Annotated in this window: 15 protein-coding genes; 5 read left to right on the top strand and 10 right to left on the bottom strand. The window is 73.9% G+C overall.

The window, feature by feature from the left end; translation table 11 throughout:
• Positions 1–4: 4 nt before the first annotated feature.
• From ACFYQQ_RS05980 to ACFYQQ_RS05955, 6 genes are all read right to left on the bottom strand, one after another.
• Complete coding sequence (locus ACFYQQ_RS05980; protein ID WP_355785326.1) at positions 5–739, bottom strand: class I SAM-dependent methyltransferase; 735 nt, start codon at positions 737–739, stop codon at positions 5–7.
• Positions 736–2,049 carry a condensation protein gene (locus ACFYQQ_RS05975; protein WP_356168371.1) on the bottom strand — a complete coding sequence of 438 codons (1,314 nt, stop codon included), beginning with the start codon at positions 2,047–2,049 and terminating at the stop codon, positions 736–738. The genes ACFYQQ_RS05980 and ACFYQQ_RS05975 overlap by 4 nt, the downstream gene beginning before the upstream one ends.
• On the bottom strand, positions 2,046–6,701 hold the full coding sequence (locus ACFYQQ_RS05970; protein ID WP_388903665.1) for an alpha-(1->3)-arabinofuranosyltransferase family protein: 4,656 nt from the start codon (positions 6,699–6,701) through the stop codon (positions 2,046–2,048). The genes ACFYQQ_RS05975 and ACFYQQ_RS05970 overlap by 4 nt, the downstream gene beginning before the upstream one ends.
• The gene (locus ACFYQQ_RS05965) at positions 6,698–7,405 is read right to left on the bottom strand and encodes a class I SAM-dependent methyltransferase (RefSeq protein ID WP_356168433.1); all 708 of its coding nucleotides are present in this window, start codon (positions 7,403–7,405) and stop codon (positions 6,698–6,700) included. Before ACFYQQ_RS05965 ends, ACFYQQ_RS05970 begins: the two co-directional genes overlap by 4 nt.
• Positions 7,406–7,824: 419 nt before the next feature.
• Positions 7,825–8,976 (bottom strand): glycosyltransferase family 4 protein, encoded by a 1,152-nt coding sequence (locus ACFYQQ_RS05960; protein WP_355790517.1) that lies wholly within the window; start codon positions 8,974–8,976, stop codon positions 7,825–7,827.
• Positions 8,977–9,226: 250 nt separating this feature from the next.
• Positions 9,227–10,258 carry a DUF3068 domain-containing protein gene (locus tag ACFYQQ_RS05955; RefSeq protein WP_355790520.1) on the bottom strand — a complete coding sequence of 344 codons (1,032 nt, stop codon included), beginning with the start codon at positions 10,256–10,258 and terminating at the stop codon, positions 9,227–9,229.
• 262 nt (positions 10,259–10,520) lie between these two features.
• On the opposite strand from ACFYQQ_RS05955, the gene ACFYQQ_RS05950 reads away from it, so the two are divergent.
• From ACFYQQ_RS05950 to ACFYQQ_RS05935, 4 genes are all read left to right on the top strand, one after another.
• Entirely contained in the window at positions 10,521–10,673 is a 153-nt protein-coding gene (locus tag ACFYQQ_RS05950; RefSeq protein WP_355790522.1) for a hypothetical protein, read from the top strand.
• Positions 10,674–10,675: 2 nt separating this feature from the next.
• Positions 10,676–11,917, top strand: a complete 1,242-nt coding sequence (locus ACFYQQ_RS05945; RefSeq protein ID WP_355790525.1) for a helix-turn-helix domain-containing protein — start codon at positions 10,676–10,678, stop codon at positions 11,915–11,917.
• Between the two features lie 365 nt (positions 11,918–12,282).
• Complete coding sequence (locus tag ACFYQQ_RS05940; protein WP_355792505.1) at positions 12,283–13,056, top strand: IclR family transcriptional regulator; 774 nt, start codon at positions 12,283–12,285, stop codon at positions 13,054–13,056.
• Positions 13,053–13,907: an SMP-30/gluconolactonase/LRE family protein gene (locus tag ACFYQQ_RS05935; RefSeq protein ID WP_355792508.1), complete on the top strand. Its 855-nt coding sequence runs from the start codon at positions 13,053–13,055 to the stop codon at positions 13,905–13,907. Before ACFYQQ_RS05940 ends, ACFYQQ_RS05935 begins: the two co-directional genes overlap by 4 nt.
• Before the next feature lie 41 nt (positions 13,908–13,948).
• Here ACFYQQ_RS05935 and ACFYQQ_RS05930 read toward each other — a convergent pair whose 3' ends face one another.
• Positions 13,949–14,134 carry a DUF397 domain-containing protein gene (locus tag ACFYQQ_RS05930; protein WP_355792511.1) on the bottom strand — a complete coding sequence of 62 codons (186 nt, stop codon included), beginning with the start codon at positions 14,132–14,134 and terminating at the stop codon, positions 13,949–13,951.
• A complete protein-coding gene (locus ACFYQQ_RS05925; RefSeq protein WP_355792514.1) occupies positions 14,131–14,970 on the bottom strand; it encodes a helix-turn-helix transcriptional regulator in 840 nt (279 codons plus the stop codon). Before ACFYQQ_RS05925 ends, ACFYQQ_RS05930 begins: the two co-directional genes overlap by 4 nt.
• A gap of 129 nt (positions 14,971–15,099) precedes the next feature.
• On the opposite strand from ACFYQQ_RS05925, the gene ACFYQQ_RS05920 reads away from it, so the two are divergent.
• A complete protein-coding gene (locus tag ACFYQQ_RS05920) occupies positions 15,100–15,609 on the top strand; it encodes an ATP-binding protein (protein ID WP_355792517.1) in 510 nt (169 codons plus the stop codon).
• A gap of 213 nt (positions 15,610–15,822) precedes the next feature.
• Here ACFYQQ_RS05920 and ACFYQQ_RS05915 read toward each other — a convergent pair whose 3' ends face one another.
• The gene (locus tag ACFYQQ_RS05915) at positions 15,823–17,403 is read right to left on the bottom strand and encodes a pyridoxal phosphate-dependent aminotransferase (protein WP_388903658.1); all 1,581 of its coding nucleotides are present in this window, start codon (positions 17,401–17,403) and stop codon (positions 15,823–15,825) included.
• A 198-nt stretch (positions 17,404–17,601) separates the two neighbouring features.
• Positions 17,602–18,747 carry an aldose epimerase family protein gene (locus tag ACFYQQ_RS05910; protein ID WP_355785409.1) on the bottom strand — a complete coding sequence of 382 codons (1,146 nt, stop codon included), beginning with the start codon at positions 18,745–18,747 and terminating at the stop codon, positions 17,602–17,604.
• Between the last annotated feature and the right edge of the window lie 50 nt (positions 18,748–18,797).

The following is an 18,797-nucleotide window of genomic DNA, read 5'->3' as shown; positions in this document are numbered from 1 at the left end:
TCGGCTACGTCCTTCGCGCGTGCAGCAGCAGGATCGAGGACGCCGCGGGGACGGCGCAGGCGAGCCGGTCCAGCGGCGACAGCGGACGCGGTACGCCGTGGAAGGGCGCGCCCCGCAGTGCGACGACCTCGAAGCCCGACGCGGCCACGAACTCCCGCAGCGCGCGCGCCGTGTAGAGCCGCAGATGGCCGACGACCTCCCGGCCCGGACGCCCGTGGACCGCCCGCAGGCTCACCTCGGAGAACACGGGCTGCACGCCCGCGAGCAGCAGGGCGCGGTTGTACCAGGCGGCGAGGTTCGGGGTGGAGAGCATCAGGTGGCCGCCGGGGCGCAGCACCCGCCGGATCTCGTCGAGGGCGGAGTCGGGGTCGACGAGGTGCTCGATCACCTCGCTGAACAGGACCGCGTCGGCCGCCCCGGACGCGAACGGCAGCCCGCCGTCGGTGAGTTCACCGCGCACGGCGTACGGCAGCCGGGCGTGGGCACGTCTGAGGGCGTCCTGGGACCAGTCGACGCCGACGAGCCGGTGCCCGGCGAGGAAGGGGGCGGCGGTGGCGGCGGCGGTGCCGTCGCCGCACCCGATGTCGAGGACGGTGCGCGCGCCCTCGGTGGCCGGACCGAGCGCGGCGGCCAGCATGCGGGCCTGGCGCAGGCTGCGGGGGGTGCCGGAGGCGACGGGGACGGCCGGGTCCTCGTAGAAGTCCCGCAGGTCCCGCCGGGCCGGGGCGGTCGTGGTCACGGGCCCTCCTGCGTCGCGTGCAGACGGTGCTCGAAGAGTTCGCGCAGCCGGGCGCCGTCGCCGTGTCCGAGCAGGGAGCGCGACCAGCGCAGGGCGACGTGCAGGCGGCCCGCGGTGGACGCGGTCGTGACGGTCAGGCCGCGGGGCATGCGGGCCGGCGCGGAGAACCAGACCGCGTGCGCGCGGCCGGCGTCCTCCCCGAAGTCCAGCGAGTACGGGATGCGGCCGATGTTGCTCAGCAGGGTGGTCGACGTCCAGGGCGCCACCGCCCGGCGCAGCCCCCGGGTGGCGGCGGCCCGCCAGGCGACCGGCACCACCGGGGCGGTCAACAGGGCCGCGCCGTGCCCGAGTTGGGGGCGCGGCTGGGACTTGAGGGCGCGCGTGCGGTCCGCCGTACGGCGCAGCAGCTCACGCATCCGGGCCGGGTCCAGTTCCTCCGGCGCGAAGGGCACCTCGACGAGCCGGGTGCCGTTGCCGATCGGCATGTCCGTGCCCCGGGGACGGTCGTCGACCGGCATCGTGATGCGCAGCGGGCGGGGACGCGCGCCGTGCTCCCGGTTCCAGTCGGTGATCATCAGGGCGGTGGCCACCATCAGCTGGTCGTTGACCGTGTACGGGGAGCCCTTGGGGCGGTGTGGGACGGGCAGTTCGGTGACGAGCAGGCCGTTGCCGGGCGAGGATTCGGGCGTGCCGCGGGCGACCCGGGCGGGCGGGGCCCAGCCGGACGCGGCCTGCGGCGCGGCGGCGGGCGAGGGGTCGGGCACGCGCACCGGCGGCGCGGCGGGGGCGTTGTCCCGGCCGCCGTACAGCTCGGCCGCGGTGGCGAGGACGCGCAGGCAGGCGGGGCCGTCCAGCGCCGTGTGGTTGACGGTGAGGAACAGGACGGTGCCGTGGGAGCCGTCGTCCTCGACGACCTCCAGCCGGATCGGGGGCGACGCGGTCAGCGGCGGGGCGCTGTCCAGGGCCCGCCGGCGTGCGCGGTCGAGGGCGTCGCGGCCCGGCGGCGGGAAGGTCACCACCTCGACGTCCGGGTCCCCGGTCAGCTCCCACTCATAGCGCCGCCGGTACCAGGGGCCCGCGGCCTCGCGCATCAGGATGCGGGGGTGCCGCCGCAGGGCCGCCGTGAAGGCCGCGGTGAGACGCGCCCGGTCGAGCCGGCCGGGCAGGTGGACCTCGATGTGGACGGTCTCGGGCTCCTCGTCCTGCCGGCAGTGCCGGGCGACCTCGTCCACCACGGGGAACGGCACGCGCGCGGGCGGCCGTCCGGGTCCGTTCGTGCCGTCCCGCGCCGGATGCTGCACAGCGGTCATGTGGCCTCGCCCTTCCCCGTGTCGCCCTGGCGGTCCGTGTCCGTGTCCGTGTGTTTGGACGGTGTCGCGGGCCGCGGTTTGCGGAAGCCGATCCGGGCGGTGGGCGGATCGGTGTCGGGCCGCGCCGGCCCCCGCGCGGAGACGGTCGGCCCGGCGACGGGCCGCGGCGGCGCCTCCGGTACGGGGGAGGCGTCGGCGGGGGCCCAGGGCGCGGGCGGAGGCGGCGGCGCCCCCGCGCCCTCCCCGTCCCGGCCCGCTCCGCCGTCCCGCGCACCGCCGGGAGCCGCGGCGCCGGGTCCGCTGTCCTGGCCGCGGGCCGGACCGGCCCCGTGCCCGTAGGCCGGCGGGGCCGCGGGAGCGGAGCCCCGCTCCCCGGGTGCGCTCTCGGCGTGGGCCGCGGGCGGGTCCCCGCCGGTGCGCCGGGTGTCCGTCCCCGGGCCGCCGTGCTCGCCCCTGCGGCGGCGCGGCAGCGGAGCGGTGGGGGCCTCCGACGCCGGTGGCGTCTCCCACCGCAGGGTCGATCCCGCCGCCCCCGGCGTGGTCTCCCGCACGCTCACCAGCGCCGCGAACAAGCCGACCAGCGCGAGCAGTTGGGCCACCGGGTGGAAGGCGCCGACGTCCGCCCCGGGCGGTGACCCGGCGCCGGTGGCGGCGGTGATCCCCGCCCCGGTGAGCGCGAGGAAGGCGACCGGCACGAGCAGCGCGTGCCGCTTCACGGCGAGCAGCGCCAGCAGCGGGACCAGCAGCGCGAGCAACCCGGCGATCACGATCCCCACGAGCGTGAGCGCGACCACGCCCAGCCACGGACCCGGGCCCGGCGGTACGGGCCCCGGCTCGTCGGGGTCGGGTGAGCGGCGGCGCCACAGGACGAGCCCGGCGAGCAGCGCCACGGCGACGACACCGCCGATCAGCCCGGCCTCGTAGACGGTCGAGGGGCCGTACGACAGCTTGACGGTGCCGCCAGCGCCGGCCGGGATCCGCCAGCCCTGCTGCCAGCCGTCGAGCCGGACCGGCGTGAGCTTCCTGCCGTCCAGCGTCGCCTCCCAGCCGTCGTTGAAGTTCTCGTACGTCGTCAGGTAGGAGGCCGCGCCGGAGCCGACGGTGAGCGTGCGCCGGTCGCCGAGCCAGTCGCGTACGCGCAGGTCGCGGCCGGCCGTGGACGCCTCCGCCACCGTCCCGTGGGTCAGCGTCACGTCGGTCACGGCGAGCGGACCCGCGTCCCCGGCCTCGACGCGGTGGGCGCCGGTGCCCAGTTGCAGCGCCGCGTCCGCCGCGCCTTCCTGACAGAGCGTCAGCTCGATCGGACGGCGCTCGGTCAGGTCCCGTACCGTGCCCTTCGCGGCCGTCTCGTACAACTCGCCGTCGACCGCGAGGACCGGCCCCTTCCCGCACGGGAGCGAGAAGGTCCGGGACGGCGAGGGCTGCCGGGTGCGGTACTGGTCGAGGGCCGGGATGTACGCCTCGGTGAGGCCGACCGGCAGTTGCAGGTCGTCGTCCGCCACCGGGTTGTGGACGGTGAGCGGCGCGCTCTCCGTCACGGTGATGTCGAGCCGGTCGGTCGTGATCGGGTCGAAGCGGGCCCAGCCGTTCTCGTCGACCCCGGCGATCGCCGCGCCGTCCGGGGAGCTGATGCTGATCTTCGTGGGCCGGGTGGACAGGCCGCCCGCCGGGGCCAGCACGATCGAGCCGACCGCCTGCTTGTCCGGCCAGCGCAGGTGGATGACGGGGCTGCCGCCCGCGATCCACGCCGTCGTCAGGTCGCCGTCGGTGAGGTTGCGGGCCGACAGTCCGCTGCCGAGCCGGGCCGTGGAGTCCGCCGTGGCGACGATCCGGCTCCGCTGCCCCGGCGCGACCTCGTAGAGCAGCCGGTCCAGTTCCTCGCCGGGGACGGGGACCGCGCTCGCCCGCACCTCGTAGCTGCCGGCGGCCGAGGCCGTGAACCGGCGGTGCAGGCCCGCCTCGGTGCCCGTCGGGGACAGCCCGGTCGGGTCGGACGTGCGGTGCAGCGAGACGATCCCGGCGGCGGCGTCCGAGCCGGCGGCGTCCGTCGGGAGCCGCAGCAGCCGCGTCACCTGGACGTCGGGGAGGTCGATCTCGGAGAAGCCGGCGCCGGTGAGGCCGGGGTGCCGCGCGGTGGAGCCGACGATCGTGACCTTCAGCCAACTCGTCTCCCCGGCCGGGGCCTTGACGCGCTGGGTCATGCCGTTCGGCTGGAGGAAGCTGGTCGCGGTGCCCTTCTCCGTCTCGATCCGCACGCGGGTGGGCGCCGACCGCACCCCGTCCTGCGGCAGCGGCGTCACCCGGAACGACGACGGCACGTCCACGGAACCGGTGAAGCCGATGCGCAGCCACTGCCCGTCGGCCGACTTCGCCGCGCCCTCGGCCCAGGCGGTGCCGGGATTGCCGTCGAAGGCGTTCACGGGGTCGTACTGGGGCAGGTGGAACAGCCAGTTGCCGCTCGACGAGGCGGTCACCGAGCGGGCGCCGCGCAGCTCGGCCACCGTCTGGTGCTCCAGGCCCGTCGCCGGCAGGATCTGGTGCGGCTTCTCACCCGCGTCCTGTGCGCTGTCCTCGTCGTTGCGCTGGTCACGCGTGTACGTGTACGAGGTGTTGGAGTTGACGAGGCCGAAGCGGGTGTCGGCCCGGCGCAGCCCGTCGCCGAGCACCTGCACCGGCGGGGTGCCGAGACCGGGGTGGCTGTCACCGGTCAGCACCGCGGCCCTGTTCCGCATCCCGGGTTCGGCGGACAGCGGGAGCAGCGCCTCGGGTCCGCCGGAGACGACGGCGGTGTCGGCGACCGCCTTCAGCCCGGCCTGCCCGGGCCGCGGGACGTCCGCGTCCGCCGGCTCGTAGATCTCGACGGCGCGCTGGCGCGGGTACAGGCCCTCGACCTGCAACGGGGTGTCCTCCGCGATCCGGCCGCCGGTCGTCACGGGCCCGAGGCCGGTGACCCGCCGGTACCCGGACTGCTCCAGGGTCCGCTTCACGGTCGCGGTGGGGACGTAGCCGAGCTGGTCGGGGTCGAGGTCGTTGCGGACGACGACGTAGTAGAGGCCGGCCCGGCTCAGGTAGTCGGCCAGGCCCGGCACCTCGGCGCCCGTCATCAGGGACTGCTCCACCGCGTCCATGGCCCGGCGGTTGCCGGGGGTGCCGAAGGGGACGTAGTCCCGCTGCGCCCAGCGGGAGCCGGCGAGGACGTCGAGCGGCTGGTCGACGGGGGAGCCCCAGGTGTAGAGGCCGTGCGCGGTGGCCGGCACGACGAGGGCCCGGGAGTCCGGCGAGTACTTCTCCAGCCAGTCGGCCGTGCTCTGCCAGTACCGGGGCAGCTCCCGGAACGAACCCGGGTTCAGGATCGACCCGTTGAGATACGGCCAGGCGAGCCCCGGCAGGACCAGGACCGCCGCGACCAGCGGGGCGAGACGGCGTCCGCGCACCCGGCGGGCCCCGCGTTCGGAGGAGGCCACGCCGACCAGATGGGCCAGCCCGAGCACGAGCGCGAGAGCGAGTCCCGTCTGGAACTTGTAGATGTTGCGGAAGGGGACGAGCCCGCCGTTCAGCCAGTCCTGGACGGTGCCGTGGAAGGGCGCGCCGAGCGAACCGCCGTACCCCGCCAGCGTGATGAGGGCGACCGTGAGCACGGTCAGCACCAGCCACCGGCGCTCCGGCAGGTCCCGTCTCGCGAGACCGGCGAGGCCGAGGCCCGCGGCGAGCGCCGAGCAGAGCACCACGGCCACCGAGGAGACGACGGTCCAGCCGGCCGGCAGCCAGGCCTCGCCGAAGTGCAGATAGGCGACCCAGTTCCCGGCGCCGCGCAGGGTCTCGGTGGCGGACATGGTGGCCGTCGTCGTCTGCGAGGTCTCCACGTACGGGAGGAAGTTCTCCCCGTAGACGCCGAGCAGCAGCAGGGGGATCACCCACCAGGCCGTCGCCAGCAGCACGCCCGGCACCCACCAGGCGATGAGCTTGCGCTGCCGGGGGCCGCGCGGACGCGAGAGCAGGTACAGGCCGACGGGCAGCAGGGAGGCCAGGGTCGCGGCCGCGTTCACCCCGCCCATGAAGGGGACGATCAGCGCGGAGCGCAGCGCGGCGATCCGGGCGGCGTACCGCCCGTCGGTCAGCGGCAGCAGCACCCACGGCAGGAAGGCGCCCGGCAGGGCGGCGGCCGAGGTGGAGCCGACGACGATCGTGAAGACCGGCCACAGCGCGTACGCCGTCGCGGCGAGCAGCCGGGACGCGGACGTGCCGACGCGCAGCCGCTCCGCCAGCCGCAGCGCGCCCCAGAACGCGACGGACACGACGACCGACAGCCACAGCCGCTCCGCCAGCCACACCGGCAGGTGGACCAGCTTGCACAGGCCGTAGAACGGCAGCATCGGCCAGGCGTAGCCGACGTACTGGTCCTGGAGGCCGCCGAAACCGCCCCGGTCGTGCCACAGCTGGCCGAGGTCGGAGAGGAACTGCCAGGGGTCCAGCGCGACACCGAGCTTGGTGTCGAAGGTCGTCCGGCCGGGGTGCACGGCCAGGAACAGCACGAACACCACGGCCCAGAACCCCAGCAGCCACCGCCGCGACCGCGGACCCTCCGGGGGGCCGGAGGCGGTGGCGGCGGGGCGGACGGCTGCCGGGGGTGGGGCCTGGACCGTGCTCGTCATGGTGGACACCGCCGGAGGATGAGGAGGAGGTTCCAGGTGGCGAACTCGCGCAGTCCCGGCGCCTTCGCGACGGCGGACGCGAGGAACGGCCAGTAGCGGGAGCGCGCCGAGAGGACCGCGACGTCGTCACGGGCGCGGACCTGCCGCAGGGTGGAGCCGATGTGCACGGCGAAGAGGTTCTCGCCGAGGGTGTGCTTGGCCGGCTTGCCCGTACGGCGGCGGTAGCGGGCCCGGGCCCGCTCGGCGCCGAGGTAGTGCCAGGGCGCCCACTCGTGACCGCCCCACGGGGAGAGCCAGTTGGTGAAGGAGACGTAGATCAGCCCGCCGGGCCGGGTCACCCGCACCATCTCGCTGAGGAAGGTCTGCGGGTCGGCCACGTGCTCCAGGACGTTGGAGGAGAAGCAGACGTCGGCGACCCCGTCGGCCAGCGGCAGCAGGTATCCGTCGGCGACGACCGCCCCGTCCGGCGGTTTCCGGCCCAGCTCCGCGACGTCGGGTTCGAAGAGGTACGCCTGCGCGCCGCGGCGGCGGAACTCCGCGGTGAAGTAACCGCCCCCGCCGCCGACGTCCACGACGGTACGGCCGCGGACGGGGCCGTACGCCTCGACCTGGTCGGCGGCGTCGCGGGCGAGCAGCGAGTAGCAGGCGGCGGGGTCGTCCTGCTCGTGCCGGAAGGCCCGGAAGAGAGCGAGGGACCGCCGCAGCGAGGGATCTTTGAACCCGGTCCCGCCAGGCCCCTTCGCCCCGGCACCCGGGCCGGCACCGGCATCGGTACCGGCGTTGGCACCCGGATCGGCACCGGCATGGGCACCGGCACCGGCACCCGGACCAGCACCTGCATCGGTACCGGCGTTGGCACCCGGATCGGCACCGGCATGGGCACCGGCACCGGCGCCCGGACCAGCACCTGCATCGGTACCGGCGTTGGCACCCGGATCGGCACCGGCAGGGGCACCGGCACCGGCACCCGGACCAGCACCTGCATCGGTACCGGTGTTGGTACCCGTACCGGCACCGGCATGGGCACCGGCACCGGCACCCGGACCAGCACCTGCATCAGCACCAGTGTTGGTACCCGGACCGGTACCGGCACCGGTACCCGCACCCATACCCCTCGGGGTGCTCACGGCGTCCAGCTCCTCACCGCCTCCGCGGCCACCGCTCCGAACCGGCGGACCGTGTGGTTCCAGCGGTACCGGGCGGCGTGCTCACGGGCGGCGGCGCCCATCCGGGCGCGCCGGTGGCCGCTGAGCGCGAGGGTGCACCAGGCCGCCGCGAAGGAGGACTCGCCGCGCGCCAGCACCCCCGTCTCGCCGTCCACCACGGAGTCCCGCAGCCCGGGGACGTCGAAGGCGATCGCCGGGGTCTCCCGGGTGGCGGCCTCGGTGACGACCAGGCCCCACCCCTCGACCGCCGAGGGGTGCAGCAGCAGCCACGCCGCGCACAGCAGCCGGTGCTTCTCGGCCTCCGACACCCGGCCGGCGAACTCGACGCCCGGACCCGCGAGCCGTTCCAGCCGCTCCCGCTCGGGGCCCTCGCCGACGATCACCAGCCGGCCGCCGGTGACCGGACGGACCCGCTCCCACAGCCGCAGCAACAGGTCGATCCGCTTGTACTCGACGAGCCGTCCCATCGCCAGGAACAGCGGCTCCGGCGAGCGCGGGGACCGCGGCCCGGGCTCCTCGACCCCGTTGTGCACGACCCGGATCCGGTCCCGCTCGACCCCGATCGCGCGCAGCGCCTGCGCGGTCGAGGGGGAGACGGCGACCACCAGGTTGCGCCGCTGCGCACCGGTCAGCGCCCAGTGTTCGAGTCTGCGGCCGAGCCGGGCGGCCGGCGCGAGCGGACCGCCGAAGCGCATCCGCCACAGATCGGTGTGGACGTGGTTGACCAGGCACAGCGTGGGTCCGCGGTGCCACAGCGGGGCCAGGTACGGCATTCCGTTGCACACCTCGACCAGCAGGTCGCAGTCGCCGACCTGACGCCGGAAGGCGGAGCGGGCGCGCAGGTAGTGGCCGAGGTCGCCGCCCGCCGAGACGACCCGGTAGTCGCGGTAGGACGCGGGTCCTCCGCACAGCAGCGTGACCTGGTGGCCGAGCCGGGTGAGTCCGTCGGCGAGCCGGTCGACCAGGAGTTCGGAGCCGCCGGCGGCGGGGTTCCCGAGGTCGCGGTGCGCGAGGAAGACGATGCGGCGCGGGTGTGGGGGGAGCGCCGGGGGGTACTGCGCGGAGCGCGGGAACGCGTCGCGCAGCGAGGAAGGCACGTGCTGGGGCATGGGTGCTCCAACTCGTCTCAGGGTGCGGAACTCAGCGTGGGGGGAGGGGCGTGGAGCGGGTGCGGATCTTCGGTCCGCCGGTCGGGGTCTCGGTTCTCGGTCGGTTCCGTTCCGTGGGGGGAAACGGGGCCGGCTGTGGTGGGGGTGTGACCGGGCTGTGTTCGGGTGGGGTGGACAGTTTTCGCCCAGCCGTTCGTTGCTGCTACTCACCGGCGTGACAATTTCGGGGCTTTGTGGAGCTGACGGCACATCACTTCGTGAGGGCTGAACGGGAGGAGTCGGGCGTATCGGGACGCGGTCGCCCGCGCAGCACCAAAACGGCTCCCGCCGCGGCGAGCAGGAAGCCCAGTACCGCGGCCCCCACGGGCAACGTCTGGCCCAGCATGCGCAGTTGGCCGCTCTCCGACTTCGCCTGTTTCACCTGGTCCTTCTGGGTGGCGGTGGTGAAGGCGAGCTTCCTGCTGTCCAGGAGCACCGCCGCGTCCTTCGCGGCGCCCGGGGCGCGCAGTGTCCTGCGGGGACCGACCTGCGCGTAGAGCACCCGGCCCGTGCGCTGGTCGACGACGAGCTCGACGAGGTGGTTGGCGTACCACTCCTCGGCGAGCACCTGACTGCGCTCGGGCTGCCCGACGATCGCGCCCGGTACGAGCCTGGTCCCGGTCCTGGTGGCCGGCACGGTGCCGGTGAAGCGGTAACCCTCGTACCCCTGGACCTTCTTGGTGCCCCGGTAGTGCAGGGTGACCGTCGCGCCGAGGGAGTTGTCCCACCAGCGGTAGGCGCGTTTCTGCACGTCGAAGGGGAACTTGAGGTAGGCCTCGCCCTGGATGTACGGCTTCTCCCGGCAGCAGTGCACCGGGGCGTTGGTCCTGCGGTCGGTGACCCACCGGTGCGGCATGAACTCCAGGGCGTCGTGCGGGTCGGCCGCGGGCAGCGACTTGTCCGTGTCGACCGTCGTCGTCACGTCCCAGACCGCTCTGCCGCTGCGCTCGCTGTCGGCGACGTCGCCGCGCACCCGCTGGGTGACGGTGATCCGCTGGTCCGGGACGGTCTCGACCTTCTCGACGTCGAAGACGCTGCCGGTGCCGGTGTAGACCGCGGTGGTGTCGATGTCGACGGGGTTCACGGCGGCGCGCGGCTGCACGTACCACGCGAGCATCGGGGCCAGTACCAGCAGGAAGGTGCCGAGGCCCAGCAGGAGGAGGGAGACGGAGACGGGCGGGCGCGCCCGGAAGGGCCTCCGTGCGGGGTGGTGGTCGGGAGACGGGCGGGCGGTCCGGCGCATCCGGGCACTCCAGTGGCTTGAGTCGGCTCGGCACACGCGTGATACGTGGTGGTACGAGCGGATACGCGTGCGTCGACACCAGGAGGGAAAGTGCACGTGCGGTATGGGCCGGGAACCGTAGGCGCACCCTTGACGAAGTGTCAATGCATTGTCGAGACTGGGCACTTGCCGGACGGGGCCGGTACGGGGCAGGCAGGACGCGCGGCCTTCGGGCCGGGTGGCCGGGGTGGGGACGACCTCCGACAGAGAGGCTGACCCTGCGATGTCCAGACTGCTCGCCGCCGCGTTGACCGTGGTGGCCGCCGCCGCCCTCGCCGTGGGCGCCGCGTTCGGCATCGTGGCGCTGCTCGACGCCACTCCGGACCAGCCCGACACCCCGCTGATCACGTACGAGCATGCCGCCCGGGAGCGCTGACCGTGACCTCCCGCCCGGGGACGGTCACCGCGCGCTCGGCCTGGCGTGACGTTCCGCGCCTTCAGGTACGGCAGTTCGCCGCGCTGGCGATGGCGGAGGCCCCCGTGCTCGCCGAGGAGATCCTGAGGGAGATCCGCCGGGAGTACCCGCATCTGCCCGTCGTGCTCGACGACTCCGGCGAACCGATGGCGCTGATCGGCATCCGACGGGCGATCGAGGTCTTCGTCCAGCACCTGGAGACCGCCGAGGGGCGCCCGCGCGTTCCCCCCGAGGTCTTCCAGGAGTTCGGCCGCGGCGAGGGGCTGAACGGCCGCAGCCTCGACTCGCTCCAGGCGATCTACCGGCTCGGGGTGCGGCTCGCCTGGCGCCGGTTCGCCGAGATCGGGCAGCGCGTCGAGATCCCGCCACCGGCGATGTACGAACTCGTCGACGCGGGCTACGAGTATCTCGACGGGCTGGTCGACCAGTCCGTGCGCGGCTACGCGGAGGCGGCGGCCCGCCAGGCCGGCGAGCGGCTGCGTCTCCAGCGCCGCCTCATGGAGCTGCTCCTCGCCGAGCACACCAGGGGCGACCCGACCGACGCGCTCGCCGAACGCGCCGCCCGGATCGGCTGGCCGCTGCCCGCCAAGGTCGCGGTCGGGGTGCTGCTGCGCCCGGCGCGCGAGGCCGTCGCCCCCGCCGTGGGCCAGAGCGTCCTGCTCGACATGGAGTACGAGCAGCCCCGCATGGTCGTGCCGGAACCGGACGCGGCGGGCCGCCCCGAACTCCTGCACCGCGCGCTCACCGGCTGGGCCGGGGCGATCGGGCCGCCGGTCCCGCTGGTCGACGCGGCGAAGTCGCTGCGCTGGGCGGAGGCGGCGGTACGGCTCATGGAGCGGCGGCTGCTGCCGGGCGGCGAGGTGCTGCACTGCACGGAACACACGGAGGCCCTGGTCCTGCTCCAGCCCGAGGAGCTGATCGACGACCTCGCGCTGCGCTGCCTGGCCCCGCTCGCGCACTGCGGTCCCACCCACGGCCGCCGGCTCGCGGAGACCATGCTGGCCTGGCTGGAGACACGCGGTGGCGCCCCCGAGGTCGCCGCCCGGCTCGGGGTCCATCCGCAGACCGTCCGCTACCGGCTGCGGCAGATCAGGGAGCTGTGGGGCGACGAGGTCGACGACCCGGACCGCCGCTTCGAGCTGGAACTCGTCCTGCGCGCACAACGGCTGAGGGGAGAGCTGGGGGTGGCCCGCGGCAGACGCTGACGGGGCCCGACGGGGATGACCGGGATGAGAGGACCGGAGGGGCAGACCGCCGTGCCGGTGAGGAAGAGGCCGGCTCCGGTCGGACCCCGGTCCGTCTCGTCGGCGGTCCCCGAATAAGACTCCCCGCCGGTGCGGGCCGCCGCCCGACCCCTGGGCGTGGAGTCGCGGCGGCCCACCCCTCGGCCGCCCCGCGGGTCTGCGCCCGCACCCGTTCCGGCCCCGCCCGCACCCGGTTCCGTCCCCGCCCGCACCCGGTCCGGACGTCCGCCCCCGTCCGCCCATTGCCCGGCCCAGCCCATATGACTAGCCTGTGTTCGTCATCCCGATCGTCTGTTGAAATTTCGAACACAAGGGAGGGGCCGCTCGTGGGACGCCTCGTACCTGCCGTGACCCGCGCTCTCGACATACTCGAGCTCTTCCTGGACGGAGACGGCACACTCTCCGCGCCCGACATCGTGCGCAAGCTCCAGCTGCCCCGCACCACCGTGCACGAGCTGGTCACCACCCTCGCCGCCCGGTCGTACATCGTCCAGGTGCCGGGTCAGCCCGGACGCTACCGGCTCGGGGTGCGGCCGTACCAGCTCGGCAGCCGCTACGCCGAGCAGCTGGACCTCGCCGCCGAGGGCCAGCAGGTCGCCCGCTCGGTCGCCGAGACCTGCGACGAGACCGTGCACGTGGCGATCCTCGAAGGCACCGACGTCATCTACATCGCGAAGGTGGACTCCACGCACGCGGTGCGCATGGTGTCGGCCGCCGGACGCCGGCTGCCCGCGCACTGCACCTCCGTGGGCAAGATGCTGCTGGCCTCGCTGCCCGACTCCGAGCTGAGCTCGCGCATCCCGGACGACTCGGCGCTGGCCGCGATGACGCCGAACAGCATCACCGAGCCCGGCGCCCTGCGCGAGGCCCTCGCCGAGATCCGCCGGCGCGGCGTCGCGGTGGAGAGCCGGGAGTCCAACCCGGACGTCAGCTGCGTCGCGGCCCCCGTGCGGGACCGCACCGGGCAGGTCGTCGCCGCGCTCTCCATCTCCGTCCCGATGATCCGCTGGAGCGACGACCGGCTCGGCGAGCTGGAGCAGCTGGCCGCGAAGGGCGCCGCCGATCTGTCCGAGCGGCTCGGCTACCGGAGCGTGGCATGAGCGCCGAGGTCGCGGTCCGCGCGTACGCGGCGCTCGGTGAGGGCCCCACGTGGGACACCGCCGGGCAGCGGCTGGTCTGGGTCGACATCCTCGGCTCCCGGGTGCACACGTACGACCCGGTGTCCGGCCGCACCACGGTCATGGCCACCGAGCAGCACGTCGGCGCCGCCAAACCGCGCGCGGGCGGCGGTCTGGTGGTCAACCTCCGGGACGGGGTGGCGCTCTACGGGCCGCCGGGCTCCGGGGAGGGCTTCCGCTGGCTGCACCGCGAGCCCGTCCCCGGCCGCCGGGGCAACGACGCCGCCGTCGCCCCCGACGGCTCGTTGTGGACCGGCACCATGCGGTACGACGAGGCGCCGGGCGGCGGCACGCTGTCCCGGATCGCTCCCGACGGCACCGTGCGCACCGTGCTCGACGACGTCGCCGTCAGCAACGGCGCCGGGTGGAGCCCCGACGGACGGCTGATGTACTACATCGACTCGCCGACCCGCCGGATCGACGTCTTCGACGTGGGTGAGGACCAAGTGCCGGTGAACCGGCGCCCGTTCGCCCGGATCGAGGACGGCTCCGGGTCTCCCGACGGCCTCACCGTGGACGCCGGGGGCTGTGTGTGGGTGGCCCTGTGGGACGGCGGGGCGGTCCGCCGCTACACCCCGTCCGGCGAGCTGGACCGGGTCGTGGAGCTGCCGGTCCCGCGCCCCACCGCCTGCGCGTTCGGCGGCGCGGACCTGACCGACCTGTACATCACCACCGCCCGTACGGGACTTGAGGCACCGCATCCGCTCAGCGGTTCGGTGCTGGTGGTCCCCGGTGCCGGGAAAGGCCTCGCCCAGCCCGCCTTCGCCGGCTAGACCGGCCGCCCGGAGCCCCGCCCGTCGGCCCCGGCCGAGAGCTAGCCGAGCCGGGCCCGCGACACGAACTCGCCCCAGGCGGCCGGGGAGAGCTCGAGCCGCGGGCCCGTCCGGTCCTTGGAGTCACGGACGTGCACGGCGACGGGGGTGAGGGCGACCTCGACGCAGTCGCCGTCGCCGCTGCTGCTGTAGGTCGACTTGAACCAGACCAGTTCGCCGGTGCTCATAAGGCTCCTCGCATCCGCTGCAACAGACTCACGGAGTCTTCGAAAGTGAGAGCTTGCGAACGCATCCTGGCATAACGCCGCTGCAAGACGCTGACCTCTTTCGAGTCGGTGAAGAGCAGGCCGCCGCGCTGGCCCTCGTTGTACGCGTACCACTTGGCGTCGGGCGTCTCCAGGAGCTGGATGGGTCCCGCCAGACCGGCATGTGACTCCCGTTGCAACGGCATGATCTGGATCTCGATGTTTCTGAGTCCGGCCATCTCCAGCAGATGCCCGAGGAGTTCCCGGGTGCACTCCACTCCTCCGGTACGGCGCAGGAGCAACTGCTCCTCCAGGATGAAGCTGAACGTCGTGTTCGGCCGCTCCAGCAGCAGGCGCTGCCGATCGGCTCGCGCGGCCCACTGGACCTCGATCTGCTCGTTGTGCAGTGGCGGCAGCTGATCGTCGAACAACTGCCGTGCGTAGGCCTCGGTCTGCAGCAGCCCAGGGATCAGCCGGCACTCGTACGTGCACAGCGTGACCGCCACGGACTCCATCCGCGCCCACTGCCTGAACCACGCCGCCAGTCCCGGCTGGCGTGCCAGATGGCCCGCCGCCCTCCGCAGGGCGCCCGTGTTGCCCAGTACCTCCTCCGCCCGGTCCACCAGGGCGGGGTCCGGCATCCGCCTGCCCAACTCCACCGACGCCACGGTGTGTTTGGAGAACCGCACCAGGTCCGCGAACTCCTCCCGGCTCAGCCCGGCGTGCTCCCGCAGCGCCTGGACCACCGCACCGAAGGTCCGCAGACTGTCGGACGACTCCGGTTCGCTCGCGCCCGCGCCCACCACTCCATCGACCACCCCGGTCACCTCCCGGGCTCATGGTCACGGAACGTGAACGGTACTGTCCAGTCCGTCACCGCGTACGCTCGCGGGGCGTACGCGCCGCCGACCTGGTGGAGTGCTCGATCGGACCGCCAGATTGGGCGCATGACAGCACCGCCGTCCCCCCAAGAACCGGTCACCGTACGTGTGTTCACGCAGCGGCTCAGTTCCACTCCGCGCGGCGCCCGCCTGGCCCGGCACCTCGCCCTGGCGCAGCTGCACGCCTGGGGCGTACCGCTCGACACCGCTGCCGCGGAGGCGGTCGCCGTGATCGTCGCCGAGCTGGCGGCCAACGCCGTGACGCACGGGCGGGTGCCCGGCCGGGACTTCGAGCTGCGCCTCGCGCTCGTGCCGGGCAGTGTCCGCGTCGAGGTCGGCGACACCCGCACGGGGCCCCGGCCGCCGGGACCCGGAGACGTACGCGTACCGGGGGCGGACGAGGAGACCGGCCGCGGCCTCGTCCTGGTCGACGCGCTCGCCGACCGGTGGGAGGTGGTCGACCGGCAGCCCCCGCCGGGCAAGACCGTGCGGGCCGAGGTCGACCTGCCGGGGTGGCTCTCCCTGGTGGCCGCAGCCCGGGATGCGGCCTCCGACCGCCGCCGCGAGGCCCGTTGACGTGCTAGGCCGTGTCCGCGAAGTCCCGCCTGTTCCGCGACGCCTGGCACGCACTCTCGCCGCACCGGGCGAAGCCCCAAGTACGGTCCAGTACGAGGGACTTCGCCCGGCACTCCCCCAGCCTCCGGCCGGGGGGACCCCCAGAGCACGCACCAGACGCCGCGGAACCCGCCCTCCGGGCGGACGACGGGACTTCGCGGACACGACCTAGGACTAGCCGACCTGGTTGTACACGCCCCCGGCCGCGGGCCAGCCGGGCTGCTGGGGCTGTGCCTCGGGCTGCTGCGGTGGCTGCGTGTAGCCCCGCACCTGCGCGGCCGTCAGGCCGCCGGCGGCGCCCAGCCCCGTCGGTCCGCCGCCGTACGCCGCGCCCGTCCCGCCGGTCAGCGGGTCCGGGGCGGCCGGTGCGGGCGGGCCGTACTGGGCGACGGCCGTCAGTCCCGCGGCGGGCGCCGGCGCCATGGCCGGCATGGCGGCGGCCGGTGCCGGCAGCACGGCGGCCGGTGCCGGGGCGGGTGCGAGATGGGGCATGGCCCCGGGAGCCGGTCCGGGCCAGGCGCCGGCCTGCGCGGCCAGCCCCTGCATGCCGGCCCCGTTCGTGGCGCCGACCAGCCGGTCCACCGCCGCCGTGCCCGAGCTGTAGCCGGTCCCATGGCCGGGCTCGGGCACGGCCGCTCCCCTCCTGGTCCCGTAGAGCACCTGTTCCAGGCCGGACACCAGGCGACGCACGTCCACCTGGGGGCGCACCACGAGACGCAGGAAGCGGCTGGACGATCCGATCTTGTTGCCGCACTCGCGGACCAGGATGCGGTGCTCGGTGAGCAGCCGGTCCCGGACCACGGTGCCCTCCGCGCCGACGGGCAGGCGCACGAAGAGGAAGTTGCCCTGCGACGGGTAGACCGTCAGACCGGGCAGCGCGGAGAGCTGGCGGGCCATGTCGAGTCGGTCCCGGCGGACCATGTGCAGGCTCTCCTGGTACTCGGCGCCGTGCTCCCGGAGCATGAACACCACCGTCTCCGCGAAGGAGTTGAGGTTCCACTTGGGCAGCATCGAGCGGACCTTCCCGGCGAGTGCCGGGTTGGCGGCCAGATAGCCGAAACGGATGCCGTGCAGGCCGAAGTTCTTGCCGAGGCTGCGCAGCACGATGACGTTCGGCCGCATCACCGCGTCCTCCACCACGCTCGGCTCGGACTCCGCGTCGGCGAACTCCAGGAACGACTCGTCGACGATCACCAGGTCCAGATCGGCCATCGCGTCCATGAACTGCACGACCGCGTGCCGGGGCAGGAAACCCCCGTCCGGGTTGTTCGGGTTGCAGATGACGGCGACGCGCGAGCCCCGGGCGCGGATGAACTCCGCGTACTGCGCGAGGTCGAGGGCGAAGCCGCTGGACTCCTGAAGCGGGAACATGTCGACGCGCTTGCCGGTCTCCATCGGCTGGTCGGTCCACCGTCCGAAGGTGGGCACCGGGATCGCGAGGGACTCGCGCACCAGCAGGTGGTCGATCCAGGTGATCAGTTCGGTCGAGCCGTTGCCCATCGCCACGCACTGCGGCGGCAGCCGGAGCAGGCTGCACAGCTCGGCCGTGATCGTGTCGGCGCTGCTCGGGTAGTACGTGATGATCTCGCGCAGCCGGCCCGCCAGGTCGTCGAACATGGCGGGCGTCGGGAAGTACGGGTTGCAGGGGATGCAGAAGTCCACCGGACCGGCCCCGTCGCCCTCGCGCGTCAGCGCGGCCATCGAGGGGCTGTGCGCCGCCGTGCTGCGGAACAGCGAGGTGACGTTGTCGGCCATGGAACCTCCGTCGGTGGCGGGCCCGGTGGGGGAGGACGGGCCCTCCCGTCCCGGGTGGCCCGTGCGGGGGAGCACGGGCCGCCCTCTCATACGGACACGGAGGTGGCGCTGTTCAACTGGTGTGCTTTCGGTGAGGGTTCGGCGGTCGAGGCAACCAAAGCCCCACAGGAAGCGTCAGGTCCCCCCGGACCTGGACGCTCAGGCCCCGAAGGAGTGCACGGTCGTCGTCCGGTACGTCTGGCCGGGCCGCAGCACCGTGGACGGGAACGACGGATGGTTCGGCGAGTCCGGGAAGTGCTGGGTCTCCAGGCACAGCGCGTCGCCCTGCCGGTAGACGCGTCCGCCGGTGCCGACCAGCGTGCCGTCCAGGAAGTTGCCGGAGTAGAACTGGAGCCCCGGCTCCGTCGTCGCGATCCGCAGGGTGCGACCGGAGGACGGGTCGCGCAGGACGGCAACCTGCTCGGGCTTGGCCGTGCTGCCCTTGTCGAGCACCCAGTTGTGGTCGAAGCCCTGGCCGTACAGGAGTTGCTGGTGGCCCTCGCGGATGTCCTCGCCGACGGTCTTGGCGCGGCGGAAGTCGAAGGGGCTGCCCGCGACCCTGGCCAGCTCGCCGGTGGGGATCAGGCCCGAGTCGACGGGGGTGTAGCGGGAGCCGGCGATGCTCAGCTCGTGGTCGTAGATCGAGCCGCTGCCCTCGCCCGCGAGGTTCCAGTAGACGTGACTGGTGAGGTTGACGACCGTGGCCTTGTCGGTGGTGGCCGCGTAGTCGACGCGCCAGTCGCCGTGCCGGGTCAGCGTGTAGGTGACCTTCACCCGGAGCGTGCCCGGGTAGCCCATCTCGCCGTCGACGCTGGTGTAGTGCAGGACGAGGCCCACGTCGGAGCCGGAGGTGAAGCCCTCGACGTCCCAGACGCGCTTGTCGAAGCCCTTGTCCCCGCCGTGCAGGCTGTTCTCCCCGTCGTTGACGGCGAGCTGGTAAGGCTTGCCGTCGAGCGTGAAGCGGCCCTTGGCTATGCGGTTGCCGTACCGCCCGATCAGCGCCCCGAAGTAGGGACTGGAGGCGACGTAGTCCTCGATGGTGTCGAAGCCGAGCGACACGTTCCGGTGGCGGCCGTGCCGGTCGGGGATCTCCAGGGACTGGACGATGCCGCCGTACGAGAGGACCTTCAGGCGGGTGCCGCCGTTCTGCAGCGACCAGCGGTGGACCTTCGTGCCGTCGGCGAGCTTGCCGAACAGCTCCTTGACGGGCTTGCGGACGGTCGCCCCGTGGGCCGTGCCGACCGTGGCGGCGGTGAGTCCCGCGGCCGCCGCGGCGGCGATGACAGTGCGTCTGGTGGTTTCCATGTGCGGCTCCTGATATAGGTGCGGGGGCCCTTCCGGACCCCCGCACAACC

The sequence above is a fragment of the Streptomyces sp. NPDC005496 genome (genome assembly GCF_042872045.1).
In the GTDB taxonomy this organism is placed as follows: domain Bacteria; phylum Actinomycetota; class Actinomycetes; order Streptomycetales; family Streptomycetaceae; genus Streptomyces.
This window is presented reverse-complemented; position numbering and strand designations above follow the sequence as displayed.

Bases quoted from the DNA above. Each gene is read 5' to 3' on its own strand.
- ACFYQQ_RS05910 (WP_355785409.1), bottom strand. From the start codon at position 18,747: ATGGAAACCACCAGACGCACTGTCATCGCCGCCGCGGCGGCCGCGGGA.
- ACFYQQ_RS05970 (WP_388903665.1), bottom strand. From the start codon at position 6,701: ATGACGAGCACGGTCCAGGCCCCACCCCCGGCAGCCGTCCGCCCCGCC.
- ACFYQQ_RS05920 (WP_355792517.1), top strand. From the start codon at position 15,100: ATGACAGCACCGCCGTCCCCCCAAGAACCGGTCACCGTACGTGTGTTC.
- ACFYQQ_RS05950 (WP_355790522.1), top strand. From the start codon at position 10,521: ATGTCCAGACTGCTCGCCGCCGCGTTGACCGTGGTGGCCGCCGCCGCC.
- ACFYQQ_RS05960 (WP_355790517.1), bottom strand. From the start codon at position 8,976: ATGCCCCAGCACGTGCCTTCCTCGCTGCGCGACGCGTTCCCGCGCTCC.
- ACFYQQ_RS05930 (WP_355792511.1), bottom strand. From the start codon at position 14,134: ATGAGCACCGGCGAACTGGTCTGGTTCAAGTCGACCTACAGCAGCAGC.
- ACFYQQ_RS05975 (WP_356168371.1), bottom strand. From the start codon at position 2,049: ATGACCGCTGTGCAGCATCCGGCGCGGGACGGCACGAACGGACCCGGA.
- ACFYQQ_RS05955 (WP_355790520.1), bottom strand. From the start codon at position 10,258: ATGCGCCGGACCGCCCGCCCGTCTCCCGACCACCACCCCGCACGGAGG.
- ACFYQQ_RS05915 (WP_388903658.1), bottom strand. From the start codon at position 17,403: ATGGCCGACAACGTCACCTCGCTGTTCCGCAGCACGGCGGCGCACAGC.
- ACFYQQ_RS05935 (WP_355792508.1), top strand. From the start codon at position 13,053: ATGAGCGCCGAGGTCGCGGTCCGCGCGTACGCGGCGCTCGGTGAGGGC.